This window comes from Exiguobacterium sp. MMG028 (assembly GCF_027947425.1).
Taxonomy (GTDB): Bacteria; Bacillota; Bacilli; order Exiguobacteriales; family Exiguobacteriaceae; genus Exiguobacterium; species Exiguobacterium aestuarii_A.
In genome coordinates, this window is the sequence record NZ_JAQJIN010000001.1 from 760931 (window position 1) to 780472 (window position 19542).

Annotated in this window: 21 protein-coding genes and 2 pseudogenes; 1 reads left to right on the forward strand and 22 read right to left on the reverse strand. The window is 46.4% G+C overall.

Translation table 11 applies throughout. The features are described 5' to 3' along the window. Positions 1–12 precede the first annotated feature (12 nt). From hisIE to PJK55_RS04080, 9 genes and pseudogenes are all read right to left on the reverse strand, one after another. Positions 13–650 (reverse strand): annotated as a pseudogene (gene hisIE / locus PJK55_RS04040) (bifunctional phosphoribosyl-AMP cyclohydrolase/phosphoribosyl-ATP diphosphatase HisIE). Continuing rightward, positions 599–1366, reverse strand: coding sequence for an imidazole glycerol phosphate synthase subunit HisF (hisF, locus tag PJK55_RS04045; RefSeq protein ID WP_271304915.1), 768 nt, complete (start codon positions 1364–1366; stop codon positions 599–601). The pseudogene hisIE and the gene hisF overlap by 52 nt, the downstream one beginning before the upstream one ends. Beyond that, positions 1359–2072 carry a 1-(5-phosphoribosyl)-5-[(5-phosphoribosylamino)methylideneamino]imidazole-4-carboxamide isomerase gene (gene hisA / locus PJK55_RS04050; protein WP_271304916.1) on the reverse strand — a complete coding sequence of 238 codons (714 nt, stop codon included), beginning with the start codon at positions 2070–2072 and terminating at the stop codon, positions 1359–1361. Before hisA ends, hisF begins: the two co-directional genes overlap by 8 nt. After that, on the reverse strand, positions 2050–2637 hold the full coding sequence (hisH, locus tag PJK55_RS04055) for an imidazole glycerol phosphate synthase subunit HisH (RefSeq protein ID WP_271304917.1): 588 nt from the start codon (positions 2635–2637) through the stop codon (positions 2050–2052). The genes hisA and hisH overlap by 23 nt, the downstream gene beginning before the upstream one ends. Next, positions 2634–3221: an imidazoleglycerol-phosphate dehydratase HisB gene (gene hisB / locus PJK55_RS04060; protein ID WP_214783567.1), complete on the reverse strand. Its 588-nt coding sequence runs from the start codon at positions 3219–3221 to the stop codon at positions 2634–2636. The genes hisH and hisB overlap by 4 nt, the downstream gene beginning before the upstream one ends. Beyond that, positions 3208–4224: a pyridoxal phosphate-dependent aminotransferase gene (locus PJK55_RS04065; protein WP_271304918.1), complete on the reverse strand. Its 1017-nt coding sequence runs from the start codon at positions 4222–4224 to the stop codon at positions 3208–3210. The genes hisB and PJK55_RS04065 overlap by 14 nt, the downstream gene beginning before the upstream one ends. Then, a complete protein-coding gene (gene hisD / locus PJK55_RS04070; protein WP_271304919.1) occupies positions 4221–5438 on the reverse strand; it encodes a histidinol dehydrogenase in 1218 nt (405 codons plus the stop codon). The genes PJK55_RS04065 and hisD overlap by 4 nt, the downstream gene beginning before the upstream one ends. Beyond that, entirely contained in the window at positions 5435–6043 is a 609-nt protein-coding gene (gene hisG, locus PJK55_RS04075; protein WP_214691980.1) for an ATP phosphoribosyltransferase, read from the reverse strand. Before hisG ends, hisD begins: the two co-directional genes overlap by 4 nt. Beyond that, positions 6040–6963 (reverse strand): ATP phosphoribosyltransferase regulatory subunit, encoded by a 924-nt coding sequence (locus PJK55_RS04080; protein WP_214783576.1) that lies wholly within the window; start codon positions 6961–6963, stop codon positions 6040–6042. Before PJK55_RS04080 ends, hisG begins: the two co-directional genes overlap by 4 nt. A 110-nt stretch (positions 6964–7073) precedes the next feature. On the opposite strand from PJK55_RS04080, the gene hisJ reads away from it, so the two are divergent. Then, positions 7074–7892, forward strand: coding sequence for a histidinol-phosphatase HisJ (gene hisJ / locus PJK55_RS04085; RefSeq protein WP_271304920.1), 819 nt, complete (start codon positions 7074–7076; stop codon positions 7890–7892). Positions 7893–8043: 151 nt separating this feature from the next. On the opposite strand, the gene PJK55_RS04090 is transcribed toward hisJ, so the two are convergent. The 13 genes and pseudogenes from PJK55_RS04090 to PJK55_RS04150 form a co-directional block, all read right to left on the reverse strand. Continuing rightward, positions 8044–8394 carry a hypothetical protein gene (locus tag PJK55_RS04090; RefSeq protein WP_074034584.1) on the reverse strand — a complete coding sequence of 117 codons (351 nt, stop codon included), beginning with the start codon at positions 8392–8394 and terminating at the stop codon, positions 8044–8046. 200 nt (positions 8395–8594) lie between these two features. Continuing rightward, positions 8595–9170, reverse strand: coding sequence for a deoxycytidylate deaminase (locus PJK55_RS04095; RefSeq protein ID WP_214783582.1), 576 nt, complete (start codon positions 9168–9170; stop codon positions 8595–8597). Between the two features lie 51 nt (positions 9171–9221). Continuing rightward, positions 9222–10451 (reverse strand): toxic anion resistance protein, encoded by a 1230-nt coding sequence (locus PJK55_RS04100; RefSeq protein ID WP_074034586.1) that lies wholly within the window; start codon positions 10449–10451, stop codon positions 9222–9224. Beyond that, positions 10435–11157, reverse strand: a complete 723-nt coding sequence (locus PJK55_RS04105; protein ID WP_214691961.1) for a 5-bromo-4-chloroindolyl phosphate hydrolysis family protein — start codon at positions 11155–11157, stop codon at positions 10435–10437. Before PJK55_RS04105 ends, PJK55_RS04100 begins: the two co-directional genes overlap by 17 nt. A gap of 196 nt (positions 11158–11353) precedes the next feature. After that, entirely contained in the window at positions 11354–12718 is a 1365-nt protein-coding gene (locus PJK55_RS04110) for a sodium-dependent transporter (protein WP_271304921.1), read from the reverse strand. A gap of 122 nt (positions 12719–12840) precedes the next feature. Further along, positions 12841–13713, reverse strand: a complete 873-nt coding sequence (locus tag PJK55_RS04115; RefSeq protein WP_271304922.1) for a diacylglycerol/lipid kinase family protein — start codon at positions 13711–13713, stop codon at positions 12841–12843. Continuing rightward, positions 13710–15215, reverse strand: a complete 1506-nt coding sequence (locus PJK55_RS04120; RefSeq protein ID WP_214783590.1) for an ABC transporter permease/substrate-binding protein — start codon at positions 15213–15215, stop codon at positions 13710–13712. Before PJK55_RS04120 ends, PJK55_RS04115 begins: the two co-directional genes overlap by 4 nt. A gap of 10 nt (positions 15216–15225) precedes the next feature. After that, positions 15226–15942, reverse strand: a pseudogene (locus tag PJK55_RS04125) (ABC transporter ATP-binding protein); the annotation flags it as partial. A 106-nt stretch (positions 15943–16048) separates the two neighbouring features. Further along, positions 16049–16768 carry a 3D domain-containing protein gene (locus PJK55_RS04130; RefSeq protein ID WP_271304923.1) on the reverse strand — a complete coding sequence of 240 codons (720 nt, stop codon included), beginning with the start codon at positions 16766–16768 and terminating at the stop codon, positions 16049–16051. Positions 16769–17007: 239 nt separating this feature from the next. Continuing rightward, positions 17008–17460 (reverse strand): hypothetical protein, encoded by a 453-nt coding sequence (locus PJK55_RS04135; protein WP_271304924.1) that lies wholly within the window; start codon positions 17458–17460, stop codon positions 17008–17010. Continuing rightward, the gene (locus PJK55_RS04140) at positions 17457–18641 is read right to left on the reverse strand and encodes a DUF2157 domain-containing protein (protein WP_271304925.1); all 1185 of its coding nucleotides are present in this window, start codon (positions 18639–18641) and stop codon (positions 17457–17459) included. The genes PJK55_RS04135 and PJK55_RS04140 overlap by 4 nt, the downstream gene beginning before the upstream one ends. Before the next feature lie 17 nt (positions 18642–18658). Then, positions 18659–18859, reverse strand: a complete 201-nt coding sequence (locus PJK55_RS04145; RefSeq protein WP_012726121.1) for a DUF2187 family protein — start codon at positions 18857–18859, stop codon at positions 18659–18661. Positions 18860–18899: 40 nt separating this feature from the next. Then, positions 18900–19523, reverse strand: a complete 624-nt coding sequence (locus PJK55_RS04150) for an NUDIX hydrolase (protein WP_224860765.1) — start codon at positions 19521–19523, stop codon at positions 18900–18902. Between the last annotated feature and the right edge of the window lie 19 nt (positions 19524–19542).

Sequence of the window (19542 nt, forward strand, 5' to 3'; positions counted from 1 at the left end):
CTTCCTTTTGCTTTACCATTCCGTGACGTCTCGACGAGGCTTCGCAGGCGTCGTCGTGCCGTGACGTTTAGCAAGTAACGCTTCTACATCTTCAAAGCGCACACCTTTAGCCGCCAATAAGACGAGCAGGTGATACAGAAGGTCGGCCGATTCTTCGACCAAATCTTCGTCCGTCATTGCGGCAATCACGACCTCGAACGATTCTTCACCGAACTTCTTCGCAATTTTTTCAACGCCTTGTTCAAACAAATACGTTGTATATGAACCTTCCTTTGGTTCATTTTTTCTTGATTGAATCAATTGCTCCAATTCATGAATCATACGTTCACCTCCGTAAAGAAACAGCTTCGATTACCGGTATGACACGTCGGACCGTTCGCATGGACACGAACGAGAAGCGCATCCTGGTCACAGTCGACGTGGATACTGACGACGTCAAGTGTGTTGCCGCTCGTCTCCCCTTTCATCCATAGCCTACCTTTTGAACGAGACCAGAACGTCACGACCCGCTCACGTAGCGTTTGATGCATGGCCTCATCGTTCATATATCCGAGCATGAGAACGGCCCCGTCTTCTTCTGAGACGATGATGGCGGGAATCAATCCATTTTCGTCGAAACGAACCGCATCGGCAAGTTGTGACTCGTGCATACGTGCTTCACCTCTTCTACTGTCGTTTTTCGGTCATGTAAGATGGAGGCAAGTAGTGCGGCATCGACCTTCTCGAGCGCTTCGACAACGTGCTCGGCATTCCCCGCCCCACCTGAGGCGATAATCGGAATGTCGACGACTTCGCGAAGTCGTTCTAAAATCGCAAGGTCATATCCGCTTTGCTTTCCGTCTTGGTTCATGGACGTGACAAGAAGTTCACCCGCCCCGAGTGCGGCCACTTGTTTCGCCCATTCGACCGCTAATAGTTCTGTCTTCTGTTTACCGCCATATGTGTACACAAAGTATTCCCCGTCTTCAAATTTCACGTCGATTGCAACGACGATACATTGTGACCCGAAACGATCGGCCGCTTCTCGAATAAGGCTTGGGGATTCGACAGCGAGCGTGTTCAACGATACTTTATCTGCACCTGCTTTTAATAATGACGAGATGTCATCAAGTGAACGAATCCCTCCACCGACCGTCAACGGGATAAATACTTTCCGTGCCACTGCACTGACGACATCAAGCATCGTCTGGCGGCGTTCCGTACTTGCCGTGATGTCGAGAAAGACGAGTTCATCGGCTCCGGACTCATCATAATACTTCGCGATTTCGACCGGGTCACCGATGTCTCGTAGTTGAACGAATTCAATCCCTTTGACGACACGGCCTTCCTTCACATCGAGACATGGAATAATTCTGCGTTTAAGCATAACGCGCCTCCCATTCAATCAGTTCATCGATACTTACTTTACCGGACAGAAGTGCTTTCCCAACGACGGCCTCATCAATCTTAGCCATTTTTAGTTCCTTCACGTCCTCTTCGGTCGTCACACCGCCTGAGGCAATGAGTGTGATGTTGACGATTTGGCGTAGCGCCTTCATGCGCGCAACGTTCGGACCATTCAGTTTTCCGTCAGATCCGATGTCCGTATACAGAATCGTCTCAATCCCTCGTTTGACGAGATCTTGAGCAACCGAGATGTCATCGAGCTTTGTCGCTTCCTGCCATCCGTTGATGGCGACCTTTCCGTCATATGCATCGAGTGCCACAGCAATTCGTTTGCCATACTTTTCAATCGCCTTGTCTAAAAAATCAGGATCCGTAAATGCCTTTGTCCCTAAAAGAACACGGTCCGCCCCGGTTTCCATGACCGCATCGAGTGAGGCTTCTGAACGAATTCCACCACCCGTCTGTACGTGAAAACCAAGAGACTTCGCATAACGGACGACATCTAAGTGACGTGGTTCGCCTGCCTTAGCCCCTTCTAAGTCGATCAAGTGAATCATCGGGACTTTTCCTTGCCACGCTTTCAATAATTCATACGGGTCACCGTATTGTTCTTCCGTCGAAAAATCGCCTTCCGTCAAACGGACGATTTTGCCTCCAATTAAATCAATGGCGGGTAGTAATTTCACGCTCGACCGCCTCCTTCCATTCTTGAAGTAAACTGAGACCGAACGCCCCACTTTTTTCCGGGTGAAACTGCATGCCCGTGACGAGTCCTTTTTGAACAATCGCGGGAACACGCTCTCCCATATAATCTGCTTCCGCCACAATATAGGCATCGTCCGTCACGGCGTGATAAGAGTGAACAAAGTAGACGTCCTCATCGCGAAGAATCGAGTTCCATCCAACGTGTGGAAGACGCTTCGCGCGCATTCGCTCAACCGTTCCCGGAATCAACCCGAGACCTTTCGTCGGCATGCCTTCCGTGCTCGAATCAAACAAGAGCTGCATCCCAAGACAGATCCCTAAAAACGGCTTTTCCGTCGCCATCTTTTGTAATAGCGGGATGAGCCCCGTCTGTTCGAGTGATTGCATCGCTTGCGGGAAAGCACCGACCCCAGGAAGTAAAATGGCGTCCGCTTCTTCAATTTGGCTTGCATCATTCGTAATCACGACGTAGCAACCTATGGCCTGCAACGCACGTTCGACGTTGAATACGTTACCCATTCCATAATCGATGACCGCTACTTTCATCCTTCAATCCATCCTTTCGTAGAAGGGAGACGATCCGTCCCATCGCTCGAGACCGCCTCAGCAAGTGCTCGTCCGAACGCTTTGAACAACCCTTCAATCATGTGGTGTGAGTTCGATCCATACAGGACCGCAAGGTGAAGCGTGAGTCGACCGTTCATGGCAACCGCTCGGAAGAATTCCTCAGCGAGCTCGGTATCAAAATCCCCAAGCTTCGGATTGCGGATATCCGCCTGATAGACAAGGAAGGGACGTCCTGACACATCGACGACCGCTCGCGCTAACGTCTCGTCCATCGGCATATAACTCGTTCCATAGCGGCGAATCCCGACTTTGTCTCCGAGAGACTTCGCAATGAGTTGACCGAGTGCAATCCCCACATCTTCCACTGTATGGTGGGCATCGACCCATGTATCACCTTCGACTTTCACCTCTAAGTCCATCTGACTGTGAAAGGCAAGTAACGTCAACATGTGGTCAAAAAAGCCGACTCCTGTTTGGATGGTGCTTTCTCCTGTTCCATCTAGATTGACTCGAATCTCAATTTTTGTCTCTTTCGTCTCACGCTTTAGTTCAGCTGTTCTCAACAGAATTCACCTCTTCAATCGTTTGTCGGATATAGGCATACGCCTCATCTGTCCCTGCACTGACACGTAATCCATCCGGAAACGCACGTACATGGACGCCTTTTTCAAGGAAGCGGGATGCCCACCCTTCACTGTCATCGGTTTTGACATAGATAAAGTTGGCACGACTCGGTAAAATCTCACCGATCGGTCGTAACAACTCAGTTAATTTCTCACGTTGCGCCGTATGGAACTGAATCGACTCTTGGATATACGTCTCATCACGCAATACAACGTTGGCGACCGCGGCACTGAGTCCACTCACATTGAACGGTGAACGGAACCGGTCGATCTGTTCGATGATCTCTTCTGACGCAATCATGAATCCAATTCGAAGGTTCGCAAGACCGAACGCTTTTGATAACGTCCGTAAAATGATGACGTTCGGATGTGCGTTCAAGCGAGACACAAATGAATCCTCCATCGTGAAATCGATATAGGCTTCATCCACAACGAGATAAGGGACACGTGTCGCAATGTCCGACAATTCTTCAAGTGTCCACATCTTACCGGTTGGGTTATTTGGATTCGAAATCAGAACGAGCTTCGGCTCATTCGTTTGAATGAGTTCGGTTAGCGCATCGTAACTCAATCCATGCTTATCCGGTTGCATGTAGTGCCCTCTCGCAATCTGTGTGTATATGCCATACATCGAGAAGTCTGGAGCCGGTGCGACCACATGGTCTTCCGTATCTAAAATGGCCTGACTCAGAATGGCCAACAGCTCATCGCTTCCACTTCCGACCATCAGTTGAGTCGTCTCGACTCCCGCATAGTTCGCATAACTCGCTTTTAAAGCAAGCAATTCTTCGACCGGATAACGGCTGAGCGCCTCGAGTGAAACGTCTCGAATAGCCCGTTCAAGCCGCTCTGGTAACGGATATTGACTTTCATTTTGATTGAGCGCGTACCCTGATACGGCATGGGGCACATATCGCGGGATGTTCTGATAATTTCGTCTCATACGTCCTCCATCCGAACAGCCATCGCACGGGCATGTCCTTCTAATTGTTCTTGTTTGGCGATTCGAATCGCAGCCTTTGTGATCGCCTCATCAAGCTCTGTCATTTCAAGGAACGTCTGACGGCGATAAAAGTCATCGACGGACAATCCGCTCGAGAATCGCGCCGTCCCACTTGTCGGAAGGACATGGTTCGGTCCAGCGATATAATCCCCGAACGCTTCCGCCGCCTCGTGACCGAGGAAGAACGACCCACCGTGACGTATCGCACCCATCAACGTTTCAGGATTTTTGACGGCCAACTGGACGTGCTCCGCAGCCATCGTGTTCGCGTACTCGATGGCATCTTCTAGTGATCGAACGATGACTCCGCCACGTTTCAATGATTCCCTAGCGATCTCTTGTCGTGGTAAGAGCGAAAGTTGACGCTCAAGTTCTTGTTCGACTTCTTCACGAAGCGTTTCTGTCGTGACGAGTGCGATAGCCGTCGCCTCTACGTCATGTTCTGCTTGTGCGAGAAGATCCGCCGCGACCCACTTCGGATTTGCCGTTTCATCGGCAATGATCAACACTTCGGACGGTCCGGCTACAGAGTCGATGCCGACGATGTGCGAGACGAGCGCCTTCGCCGTCGCGACATACGCATTTCCGGGTCCTACAATTTTATCAACCGGACGAATCGTTTCTGTCCCATATGCGAGTGCGGCAACGGCTTGCGCGCCTCCGACTAGAAAACACTCATCTGCCCCTGCGATTTTTGCTGCGATCAAGAGGGAAATGTCGATCCCATCTGCTTTTGGTGGGGTGACCATGACGACTCGTTTGACACCGGTCACTTTCGCCGGAATGATATTCATCAGGACGCTCGACGGATAGACGGCTGTCCCACCTGGTACGTAGACACCGACCGAATCGAGCGGCATATAACGTCTTCCGAGTCGGAACATCTTATCTTCGAACACATCATCTTGACGTACTTGATGCGCGTGGAAGGCGCGAATCCGTTCTGCCGCTAAGGTCAACGCTTCCGTCAGTTCAGCATACGCTGCCGGCGGGGTAAAGCGAGACAAATCGACAGACTCGATTTGGTCGACCCCATCGAATTTACGCGTCCATTCAAGGAGTGCTTCATCTCCGCGTGCCTCAACCGCTTCTACGATTGGTTTGACCGCTTCCGCCCAAGCTTCTCGCCGTGATCGATTCGTTTCTGTACTCATGCATTCTCCTCCTGACTCAGCTTTCGAATCCATGCCTTTAATTCGTCAGGCTGCTCTGCCAAAGCTGTTTCGCTCGTGATGAATTTTGCATTGATTGAAAAAATCGTTTCATATTCCTCTAAGTCATTCGCTGCTAACGTCGCACCTGTCTCGACGATGTCGACGATGCAATCCGCTAGTCCTGTTAACGGAGCGAGCTCCACAGACCCATTTAAAGCGATGACTTCTACGTTTTGTCGCTTTGACGCGAAGTGTGAGATGGCGATGTTCGGATATTTACTCGCCACTTTTAATTTCTTTGTGCCATTACGTCGAACTTTCGGACCACATACGGCCATCCGACAGCGTCCAAACGGTAAGTCGACGACTTCAAGTACACCTGGCGTTTTCTCTCGTAAAATATCTCCACCAACAATTCCGACATCAGCCGCTCCGTGCATCACATATTTATAGACGTCGTCCCCTTTGACGAAAATAAATTCATGATCTCCTGCTTTTACTGTGAGTTCACGTCCCCGCTTCTCTGGCCAAACGGGTAAATCACGTTCGACAAAAAATTGACGAGCTGCTTTTTCGATTCGTCCTTTCGCGACCGCTACCTTCATTTGATCACCTCATCTAACTGTTCTAAATCGAGTGACATGCCGAACGCTCGTCTTGAGTGTCCGAAATGACCATATAGGGAATCGTATCGTCCCCCTGAAAGGACACGCTTTCCTTCTACACTTCCCGTCACGGTCAAACCTGAATAGTAATCGAAATCTCCCGTTTGACCGAAATCGTACGATACGTCTAGACCGATTGCACGCAAATGTTGTACGGCCTCATCGACTTCATCGATGGCATCGTTTAGAGACTCTGGTGCCTCAGCCCGTAATTCTTCGAGCGCTGAATTCCCAATTAAAAATGGTAGCTTCGCAATCAATGGATAGCGATATGTCTCTGCTAACTCACGTAACGATTCTAAATTTCGAAGTGCTAAGATTTTTCGGAATGTCCGTTCTTGAATGCCCGTCTCTTTCGCAATGAGCGAGATGACAGCGGCTGATCCGATTTTGATTGTCAAACGCTCAGTAGGCAGGACTCCTTCCGTCATATCGAGAAATGATTCGATAAGATGACTGTCCTTCATTTCCCCGTCGACCCACTCGAGTCCGAGCTGTTGTCGTTCATGTGGTTGACCGGAATGTTTGATCGTCCGACGGTAGACGGCTCCGGCGTACGCGACACGCATCGGTTCATGACCGTCTGCTAACTTTCTTGCGATTTGCAATGTATAGTCAGGGCGCATGACGAGGAGTTCCCCGTCATTCCCGAATAAACGATAATAGGCCGACTCATCAAAGAGCGCCAAATTTTGATAGTGCGAATAGTATTCGAGTAACGGCGGGTCGATGACGGCATAACCGCTCGCCTCTGCCTTTTCTAAAAATGACAGCATCCACCGCTTTGGTCGAATGACATCTCCTGATTGTAGTTCATACCATCCTTCTGGAATTGAACCTTTCGAATTTGACCAAATCATGATAACCACCCTTTATCTTATTATCACTTTACCAAACTAAAGTAGTGTGTTAAATTTATCAAACAGAGAAACACCTGTCAACCAATTGAACTGAAAAGGACGTGTAACAGATGTTTAACTTTACCCATGATGGTCATGTGCATACCCCATATTGTCCACACGGTACAAAAGACCCGATTGAACACTATATTCAAGTCGGGATTGAAAAAAACCTGCAAACGATGACGTTCACAGAACACGCACCGTTCCCACAGGCATTTATCGACCCGGTACCGAATCAAGACTCCGCGATGTCGATCGACCTCCTTCCTGACTACCTAAATACGTTGCATCAGATGAAAAGTCAGTATCAAGAGGTCATTGACATTAATGTAGGACTAGAAGTCGACTTGTTACCACATCTAGAAGAAGAGACGATTGCTTTGTTAAAACCATATGCTCCCCTTCTTGATGAAGTCATCTTGTCCCAACACTTTTTATTGGTAGATGGTGTATATATGCCGATAGATTATTCTGCTGAAACGTTTGACGACCTCGTTCAAGCGCTCGGTTCATTTGAAAACGTGATGAAAGCTTATTATGACTCGATTGAACGTAGTCTTAGCTTTCCATGGGAAACGATTCAAGTCGCTCGGATTGGACACATCGACTTACCAATCAAATATCAAAAAAATTATGACTGGGATCGTTCAGCAGTCAGACAAGAGGAAGAACGTCTCTTGCGAGCAATTGCCGGCAGAGGATTCGGCCTCGATTTTAATACCGCCGGACTTAGAAAACCTGATTGTGGTGAGCCATACGTCGCAGGACTCGCCAAAGATGCGAGCCAATTGAACATCCCTTTCACGTTAGGATCAGATGCTCACCTCGCTAAAGATGTAGCTGCTGGATTCGACATCATTGCACAAAAAAAAGCCACGTTCCTATGAACGTGGCTTTTTGACAGCGATCTAGCTATCTAGATCCCCATGCTTATGGTTGACAACGATATGGCGTTCCATTTCTTCATCTGTAAATATCATACCATAACGAAGAATAGATGCAACAAAAAATTGGGTGAAATGGTTCACCCAATTGAAATCACATCGCTGCGTATAACGTTTTCAAATCGTTTGTCGCTGCCTCATCCATTTGGAGGGCTACAAGTTCAACATATTGAAGGGCAGGATCCTGATCTTTTGATAATGCGACAATTTCAGCGGCCGCCTTATCTAGTGCTAACAAAATGCCTGACACCCCGAGTGTCGGATAGTAACGAAGAAGTGCACGGACATGCTTAATCTCAGAAACTTCATTTCCATTAATGGTCAACGATTTGACTGCCAATTCCTGATGCATGCCAATCGCAAATTTATCTTCCCATACTTCTTCAAGTGTGATTAACGCTTCTACTTCATATGCACCATCTGTAAAGCGAACGTGTTTTTCCATGAACAAATTCCCCTCTCCTGAATCTACTTTTATTATATAAGAGATTTCAAAGAGTATATTGTGAAATATTGAACATTATGTGTAAAGTTTGTCTCACTTCATTTTGAACAACAAAAAAGGCCCCTCCGAAGAGGGGCGAATAATGGAAGAGTAAAACACCATTGGCAGTACATTAATAATATATCATCTAATGAAAACGTTTACAATGTATTTTTGTACATTTTTTCAAGTGGCATATGTAACACTTCGATCCCACTCTCACGCATTAATTCTAATCCATCACCATGCTCATATCCGACCGCATAGACGACGCGGGCGACGCGCGCTGCAATCAGAGCAAGAGAGCAAGCATGACACGGTGAATGGGTGACGTAGGCTGTCGCACCAAACGCATTCGTCGAATCGGCAGCCAATTTTCCAATCGCATTGATTTCGGCATGAATCTCATGTTGTTTCGACCAGTGATGATGATCATACGGGTCTGTACATTTGATATATGTCACACCGTCCCGAATAAGCCGAGCGGGCTCATTGATCATATCGAGATCCGATGATGAAACATAGTCAGCATGCTTGTAGAAGCCGTCTTCTTGCTTGATATAAATCTCATTGCAGTTCGTATGACCGGAAGGTGTACCATTTAGACCAATTGAAATCGGTTTTTCATCTTTGACGATGACACAGGCAACACTTTTCGATGCACATTTCGAATGTCGTTCTGCCATCATATCGGCGAACAATAGCCACGTCTCGTCCCACAAACGTTGTTTCTCCATGTAAGCCCCTCCTCGTAGAAAAGGAAAGTCTGATTGCTCAGACTTCCCTTCTTAATATCCTGTATCTTTTGGCAGTTCTTTATTTTTTGAGGCAATCTCAATGACTTTCTCTTTGAGCTCATGCTCCATCCGGTCGAGTTCACGTTCGGCGTCACGACGCTTTTGTTTTCCTTCTTGTTGAATGCGTAATGTTTCATCGAGTGTCGAGAGTAAATTCTCGTGGGCGACTTTAAGGGATTCCACAGAGACAATCCCTTTTTCATTTTCTTGAGCGATTTCAATCGAAGAGTCTTTGAGCATCTTCGAGTTCTGCTCAAGCAACTGATTGGTCGTCTTCGTCACGTCCTGTTGCATGCGAAGTGCCGTTTTCTGACGCGTCAAACTAAGCGCGAGAACGACTTGGTTCTTCCAAAGCGGAATCGTATTGACGACCGCTGACTCGATTTTCTCAGCGAGGATTTGGTTGTTCTGTTGGATGACTCGGATTTGTGGCGCCATTTGTAGGCTGATGGTACGGCTCAATTTCAAATCGTGTAGCTTCTTCTCAAACCGATCTGCCAATTGAATCATATCGTTCAACTGTTGAAGTTTAGACTGATCTTTTGAAATTTCGACTTCTTGACGAAGTGGCGCGATTTCATGTTCACGTACATGATCAAGTTTCGTTTCACCCGCAGCGATATAGACGTTCAACTCTTCGAAATACCGCTTATTCTTATCATACATTTGATCGAGCATGGTGATGTCTTTCATCAGACCGAACTTCGCACGATCAAGGTTATGGATGACCTCTTCCAAATAGACGTTCATTTTTTCGAATTGAAGCTTATAGTTTTCGGCTTTCTTCTTTGCACGACCGATGAGCGGGATGTTGTCCATAAAACTCTTTTTCTCCGGTTGAAGCATGTCCGGGTCCATCTTTCGGACGTTCTGCATTAAGTCAGACAAGAGTTTCCCCGCATCCCCACCATCTTTCATTCGAACTTCCGTCAGAATTTGGTCAGAGAATTGTGAAAGTTCACGTTGAACGTTCGAGCCAAACAACATGACCGAATCTGTCTTTTTAATATCAATCGACTCCGCCAATCGTGTAATTCGCTCACGGTGCTCTTGAGGCACGTCTGGCTTGGCTTGGATGGCAGGTACTTCGTGAGGTTGTGAAACAGATGACCATTCCACAGATGGGTCGCTAAACCCCTCTGTTTCTGTTTTCGTTTTTGTATCAGATGTCAGCTCTTCTTCCGGCCATGACTGCCAGTTCGTTTCATTCGATGAAGTCATGTTTCTTTCTCCCTTCCGGCTGATCAGATAAGACTCGCTCCATCATGATCAGTTCGCGTTCAAAGTCTACGGCGTCATCTTCAAGAAGACGTCCGCGTTGTTCTTTAAATTTATCGACAATTAGTCGCATATTCGTGATTAATTGCTCTCGAGTCTCTTCTTGAATGACGACTCGTTTTCCTTCAAGTTCTTTAAATTTCAAGACGACCGAGACGAGGGAATCTAAGTAGAATGTGAACAAGTCTCGAACATGTTTTGCGTCTTGTGGATTTTCGAAAAGTTCTTCGAACAATTCGTGTGCTTCTTTAGAGACAGCTTTCATCTCACGCCTTACCTCCACATCTTTGATTTCAGGAAGGACGCGGTCAATCTGTTGTAGCTTCTCATATCCTTGTTCAATCGTCCGTTGCAAAAATTGAAGTTCTAAATCGTCCGTCGCCTCGAATTGACGCGCCGGGACGGGTTCCTCAATCGGCTTGAGGATTCTTGAACCTGAGAAAGGTTCGTCCTCATCGAGCAACAGTTTTTTCTTGGCACGCTTCGCGACCATTGTCGGTGTTCGTTGACGGTTTTTGCGCTTGTTCGTCGACCAAACTTCATTCAAGACGAGCGCCCCTACTATAATGAATAACCAGGAGAAATCGAATACGTTGATGGCAAAGTATATGACTGCCCCTGTCAGGGCCCATTTCATCCATGTTTTCATTCTTTTCACCTCATCTCATGTTACTTCTATTGTACATTACGAAACCTATCAAAAAAAGTTTCGTCATCCCTATCATTTTAGCATAATAAAATTCGTTGTTCCCTCCGTCCACAGGTGTAAAAACGAGTACCTATATCGACTTCTTTCCCGTTGTGCTATGAAAAAAACCGTAGACTCTGAGAGCCTACGGTTTCGGTTATTGTGCTGTAAGTGTTGTAACCCACGTTGATACCATAACAATGGCTACTGTCACAGGAATGACGTAGCGAATGAGCGCATGCCAGATCGGATAAAGCTTCTTACCCGGTTCTGACGTTTGAATCTCATCTTTCAAAATACGTTGATCGACGACATATCCGACAAAAATCGATGTCAAGAGCGCCCCGACCGGCATCAAAATATAGCTGACGAGGTAATCCATTGTATCGAAGAACGTACGCCCATTCCAAATCTGTAAATCACTCAATAGTCCGAATGACAATGCAGATGGAACGCCTACGACGAACACGAGAATGGCTGCCGTTACGGTTACTTGCTTCTTCGTCCAAGTCGATTTCTTTTCGTTCAACCGATCTGTCACACCCGCGACAACAACTTCTAACATCGCGATTGACGACGTGATCGATGCGAACGCGAATAAGAGGAAGAACAACACCATAAAGAACCCGCCAAGTGGTACTTGGTTAAAGACAGCTGGTAATACAACGAACAGTAACGCCGGACCTTCAGCCGGATCAAGTCCTGATGCAAAGACTGCCGGGAAAATGGCAAGTCCAGCTAAGAGTGAAACCGTGATGTTCAATAGAACAATCATGTTCGCAGAACGATTCAACGTACCTTTCGTCTTAATGTAAGACGCATATGTCAACATCGCCGCTACCCCTAACGATAAGGAGAAGAAGGCTTGTCCTAGTGCAAATAGTACCGATTCACCCGTTAGTGCAGAGAAGTCAGGTTGTAAGAAGAAGCGAACCCCTTCCATCGCTCCGTCGAGTGTCAAAGAACGGACGACGAGTACAATGAAGCTGATGAATAAGAGTGGCATTAAAATCTTGCTCATCCGTTCAATCCCAGCTTCGACCCCGCGTAAGACAATCAAAAGCGTGATTAACAAGAATAAGAATTGTCCGAGTACCGCGATGCCAGGTGTCGACACAACATTTCCGAATACATCTCCGAACTCGTCAGCTGTACGACCAGTTAACGTCCCACTCAAACCGAGACCGATATAAATGAGGACCCATCCTCCAATAACACTATAGAAGGAAAGCAACAAGAAACATGCGATGACTCCTAAATAACCGATAATGCTCCAACGACCATGCCCTAATTGTTTGAAGGCAAGAAGTGCCGTCTTTTGAGTTGAACGTCCAACAATGAATTCACCAATCAATAATGGCAGACCAAGTAATAATGTGAACGCCAAAAACATGAGTAAAAAGGCACCGCCCCCACTAGTTCCAGTGACATATGGAAATTTCCATATCGCACCTAAACCGATTGCCGACCCTGCGGCAGCTAGAATGAATCCAATTTTTGAGGCGAATGAGTTTTGCGCCATGATTACCCCTACTTCCTGTTTTTCATTTCATTTTCATAATAATAGTGAAATACTAACACGGTTCAAGGGTCAGGACAACATAAAAACAGAGAAAAGTCTGAATACTTTTCTCTGTTGATGCTTTATGGCGTTAAAAACGTGAGTGCCTGCTCTCGAATCTGGATTGATAAGTGATCCGTTTCGAAATGTTCACCGTCGATATCGATGACTTGTGGCTCATTCAATTCAACTTCAACATGTGAAGTTTGAAAGTGATTCCACTCCTCTGACTTTTGATCGAGACCGAGCTGTTGGGCTAACAATTGTCGGATCATCGGAAATCCAATAGACGAACTGTGAACGACTTCTAACATGCCATCCGAAAACGATTGCGTCTCCAATTTCGTCGGTACGGTTCCGAGATAACTCCCGTTCCCTACATATAAGAAGCTGACGTCTCCTTCGTAAAGAAGTTCATCTCCTCGACGTAACCGAATCTGAAATGGGTCAGCTTCACGAAATTGGCGGATAGTTGCAAGAAAGTAGCCGATTGAACCTAAAGATTCTTTCTCATCCGGGTCGATTTGGCGTGACGTATCTGCAATCAATCCGACTCCAACGAAATTGAGGGCATACATCTCATCTACTTGAATCACGTCCACATGTTGCTCATGGTTCGATTTGATGATGCTCGCGGCTTGTGTTGGTTGAATGGGAAGTTCAAGCGCTCGTGCGAAGTCATTACACGTCCCTGCAGGAATGATCCCTACTGTCGGTCGCTCCTCAAGCTCTAACGTCATCAACCCATTGACTACTTCATTGAGTGTACCGTCTCCCCCGATGACAATCAGATGGTCGAACAATCCACTTTCTTTTGCAAATCGAAGTGCGTCCCCGATTTCTCTTGTCTTCTTGATGATGATTTCTTCATAGAGCGATTCAATCGTTCCGAGGACTTCCCCGAGCATCGTTTCGCTCGTACCAGACTTCGGATTCGAAATAATCAATGCTCTCATAATAACCCTTCCTGTTCTAAGAAGTCTTTCGCTACATCATAGGCGCGTTCATTTCCGTACGCGACACGACGGTTCAATTCAGACATTTGTTCGTCTGTGATTTTACCTGCGAGCTGATTGAGCGCATCCTCAATTTCTGGATACTCTTCAAGCGTCTCTTCCTTCAGGAGCGGTGCCCCTTGGTAAGGCGGGAAGAATTGTCGATCGTCTTCTAGAACGACAAGATCGTTCTCAGCAATATCAGGATCCGTTGCATATGCGTCTACTAAATTGACATCTCCTCGAGAAATGGCTCGATAGCGCAATTTTTGCTCCATCGAGACGACGGATGGGAAATCAAGACCATACTCGTTTTGAAGTCCTGGATATCCGTCTTCACGGTCGGTAAATTCAAGTGTGAACCCGGCTTGTATATCGGACTGGACATTTCGTAAATCTGAAATGGCCGAGATGCCTTCTGCCTCGGCATAGTCACGTGGGATTGCGAGTGCGTACGTATTGTTGAACTGCATCGGTTCGAGCATGACGTACCCGTCTTCGGCAAGCGCCTCTCTAGCTTGTTCATATACTTCACGGGCATCGTTTGATTCTGGCGTCTCCTTCACGAGACTCGCGAGTGCCGTTCCGGTGAATTCTGGATAAATGTCAACATCACCAGATTGGAGGGCGCCCCATACAAATGTCGTCTCCCCAAAGTTCGGCTTCACCGATACAGTCAAATCTGTTTCTTCTTCAATCAACAACTTATACATATTCATAAGAATTTCTGGCTCTGGACCGAGTTTCCCGGCTACGACAAGGTCTGTCTCTTGCGAACGACCAAATGCGAGCGGTGTAATGATGATGAGGGCGAGTACGGTAGAGACGGCAATCAATTTCGTCTTATTACGGGTCGCTGTCGCACCTTCCATCTGACGTAACAAGAAGTCAAACAGGAGAGCTAAAATGGCGGCCGGGATGGCACCCAGTAGTATTAAGTAATTATCGTTACGGTTAATCCCGAGCAAGATCAGCGTACCGAGTCCGCCTGCCCCGACGAGTGCGGCAAGTGTCGCCGTACCGACGATGAGGACCATCGCTGTACGGATACCTGCCATGATAACAGGTAGGGCGAGCGGTAGTTCGACTTTCATCAAACTTTGATTCGGTTTCATCCCACAAGCTCGAGCTGCTTCAAGTAACGATTTGTCCACTTCGTTTAAACCAGTGAATGTATTACGTAATATTGGCAATAGCGCGTATAATACGAGCGCAATAATGGCAGGTAATGCCCCGATCCCGACGAGCGGAATCATTAATCCGAGTAAGGCAAGCGAAGGAATCGTTTGAATAATCGCAGTGACGCCAATGGCGGTTTCAGCGATCTTCTTACGGCGCGTCAGCCAAATCCCTAATGGTACGGCAATTAAGACGGCAATCAATAGCGATACGACAGAGAGCTGTAAGTGCTCAATCAGTGCCTCGACAAGCTGTCCTTGTCTATTTTGGAACGTCTCAAGCATCCAGCTCACCTCTTCCACGTTGTGTAAATTCTAAGACGAACGGGTCTTCACTCGCCAAGATTTCTTCTGGTGTTCCGACTAGCATGAGTTCCCCATCACGCATTAACGCAATACGATCCCCGAGCTTCATCGCTTCTTGCATGTCGTGTGTGACAAAAAGAATCGTCTTACCGAGTTCGTCATTTAGTCGTTTGATGTCATCTTGCAATTGGCCACGGCTTATCGGGTCAAGTGCAGAGAAGGGTTCATCCATAAGGATGACGTCCGGGTCTGCCGCTAAGGCGCGTAATACACCGACGCGTTGCTGTTGACCACCAGATAGTTCCGAAGGCTTCTTCGAACGTAGTTTTGGATCGAGACCGGCAATTTTCATCAATTCCGTCACCCGGTCTTTTGTTCTTTCTTTTTTCCATTTCAATAGTTCAGGTACGACAGAAATGTTTTCTTCCACTGTCAAATGGGGGAATAAAGCAATTTGTTGGAGCACGTAACCGATGTTACGACGCAATTCGAAAATATTGAACTGGTAGATCTCTTTTCCATCGATTAGAATCTTTCCATCCGTATGATCAATTAAACGATTCACCATTTTCATTGTTGTAGTCTTTCCACAACCGGAAGGTCCAATCAATACAAAGATTTCTCCCTTTTCTACTGTTAAGCTTAATTCTTTGACGGCTAACGTCCCGTCCTCATAACGTTTTGACACATCACGAAACTCAATCAACCTGATCCCTCCTCGACTATTTCCAAAATGGAAATTCAAATAGTATTTTGCCCTATTTTCTGCTTTGTTAAACAAAAAAAGGCTCTCCTTCCGGAGAACCTCATCATTAATAAAGCGTAACTTGAATATGTCGACGCCCCCACTGGATGGCATCCTGTTTTGAATCGACGAGTAAATCGACGATATGTCCTTTGATTCTGCCGCCTGTATCAAGGGCAATCGCGTCACCGACACCTTGAATATGGACTTTAGAACCTAATGGAATAATGGCCGGATCGACGGCGATAATTCGCATCCCATTATAGTAGATTGAATCTGTGACATCATGACCGGTTGCCGTTAAGACACGACCGCCATACGCCTTGTTATCAGCCACATCATTCGAGTATGCTGTCGATTCGACTGTAATGACTTTCTTATTCGGCGACGTAGACACCGGTGTTGCCGTTGTTTTCTTGCTCGAAGAAGCCGCTGCTTGTTGTGCCGCCGCACGTTCTGCTTCTTTACGCGCTTCTTCCGCTTTACGCTCTGCTTCGAGTTTAGCAAGTCTTGCTTTCTCTGCTTCCGCTTTCGCTTTTTCAGCAGCGAGACGTTCTGCTTCTAAACGCTTTTCTTCAGCGATGCGTTTTTCTTCAGCAATTTTCTTTTGACGAGCGATTTCTTTTTGTCGTTCTTCTTCGATCGCTTGTCGTTCAAGTTCAAGAGGATTTTGGACGATCTTCTGTTCTGTCCCGATTCCGATCTGAGCAGCATCTGCTTGATCGACAAATGTGAACATCCCCATCATCGCGGTTCCAAATAGAATCATATATTTAATGAATTTCATCGTAGTAAGGTCATCACCTTTCTCGTTATGTAACGAACAGATGTTAATTTACCACGACCCGTCACATTCGAGTAGCCATTTCAACGAAGTGAAACATTCCTGACATATGACTTCAAAAGTGGTTACAGATTGTAACAATTGCAAAAAACGTTGCCATTACTAGGTTTCACAAAAAAAATTACAGATTCGTTACAATAAGTCTTGTAACAAACCTGTAATCTCCCTGTCATGCGGTTTACTTATTCAATTGGCTTTAAATCATGCAATCTGAGCATCCCCCACGGTGCAACATCAACTTCCACTGTGAACGATTTTTCACCCTCGATTCTATCCACTTCATCTAGAGGGACACGATACGACCCCATTTCTTCTATATAAAGGTTACGGTCATAATAGTTCGCGCGCACTCCTCCGAAAAACGGTTTTGACTCGACTCGATCGATGACAGCAAATCCATCATCCCCTTGTTCGAACGAGACATAAACGGTGCCCGTCTCCACATTATGACGACCTTCGAATTCATCATATTCAAGATAAATCGAGTCCCCAAAATACGGATCATACGGTTCGAACGAGGTACCCTTGAACGTGTATGTCTCTCCCACCCACGAGATGGCATAAACAAGAATGACAAACAAAATCGCAATCATAACTTGGACAGCAGGAATGATCCACGTAGACAATCGTTTCATGTCGTCACATCCCTTCTCGTACGATTACGCCACCATAATCCGAGTGACAACGCAAAGACGATCAGTGCACCAATCAAAAAGAAGAGAGATATATCGAGACGGTCCCAAACGTAAATGAAATAAATCGTCATCTGGACGACTAAGAAATAGATGAAGGCAAAGATGGTTCGTTGTCTCGTCATGTCTTGACGAACGAGATAAGCCAATGCAATCACTTCAATTAATACCGCCAAAAGAACACCAGAGTCCTCGAACAACGCAAACGGGATGACCGCGAGCAAACTTACCCACATCAAATCGCTCCGACGATGAATCAAGTAGACGGCAACGAGCGCAATGGATAAAAGCGTAGCCTCTATGATCGAAGGCGGTCTTTGAGAGAGCCAGCTTTCCGTGACGTTCACCAAATAACCGATGGAGAGGATGGCTGCGACGAACAAATATGAAGCTTGCCATGCAGCTTGTTTTCGATAAATGAGAAGCAGCACATGTAGTATAACAAGAGACCAAAGTGGCCATAATCTACCTTCATAGTCGACATATTGTCCAAAGATATTAAGAATGCCATAAAAGGTAAGCCAAGCGAACGTTCGGTCTAACGATTCCTCTACAAAATGGAACCATACCCATGTCACAATGAGTGCAAATCCGATCAACGTCAATCCGAGACTTTCGAAACTGTTCGTTACGGCCATAAATGCGGTGATCGCGGAAATCACCGAAAAGATGATGTGTTTATATAGGATTCGGTGAAGGACTGCCATTGTGAACAGAATCCAAAATAGAAACGTCAACTGTCCGGACAGATTATACGTTGTAAAGATGACCGCCATGGTCGCTACAAAAAAGACGAATCCTAGTACTCGTAATAATGTCACGTACCTTGGGGTTTTCAATCTGACCCGTTCGGCAAACACATAAAACCCAACCATAAAAATGAGAAATAATCCAATCTTCAAAAGGTCGGGAATCGCCTGCCAATTGGCTGCGACGAAGCTGAATAGACTGAGTGCCAGTAAAATTGAACCGACAATGACTAAAACAGGCGGCTTGTGATCATGTTGCTCACTAGCCGCCCGTTGTTTATGTTCATAGTCGACTAGTCTTTTACCGGTCGCTTCATCTAACAAACCCGCCTCTTGCCATTCACGTACTTTTTTGTCAATGGACACCTGAATCATCCCTTTCGGAAAAAAGGTCAGCTGGCGCGTTCAATCAATTCTAATTCTGATTTTAGTAAAACTTGTTTCTCAAACTCGAGTCCGAGCTGTTGGAACTCTTCCATAATCGATACGTCTCCGATTACAGTATTGGTCAGTACGGCGGTCACTTCTGCGACCCATCCTTCACGAGTCGACTTCACGATATCACCTACGAGGAATTCTTCAGACACACCCATTCACTTCCAATCTAAATTTGTTTCTATCATTATAACGAAATTATGTCGGTTTGAATACGTTTTCTTTTATGCGTTGAATAAATTGTGTCAAAAATTTTCCAGTAAGTCCCCAAATGATATAGTCCTCATGTTCATAGAAAGGTTCTCTCATTTTTATTACCCGTTTTTTGTACGCTTTAGCATTCGCCAATCGGTCTAACGGAATATTTTGATCTGGGTTCATCGTCCATTCCATCTCCCCATGAAACGGGTCAATCATGAGCAAGGTGGATACCGGTACCGTAAACAAATGATCGACCTCATCTGTCTCTTTTACGGTCGGCAACTCCGCCAACATGCCCACAAAGGGATAAATCAATTGTCGATGAGGCGTGGCGAGCGGCCTCAATTTACCGATGACTTCGATTTGACTGGAGTCAAGCTCGAGCTCCTCACACGTTTCTCGAACGGCTGCTTCGACAGGCGTCTCCCCTTTTTCAAGTCGTCCACCGGGAAATGAAATCTCCCCAGGCTGCTGTCGCATCGTATGGGCACGTACTTCAAAGACGACGTGCCACTCTTTTTCTATTTCAACGAGCGGTATCAAAACCGCTGCCGTCTGTTCATAATCTTCTTCCATTGTAAAGCTATCTCGAATTTGCTTTTCTTTGATCCATGGCTGCACACTGTTCACTCACCTTCCG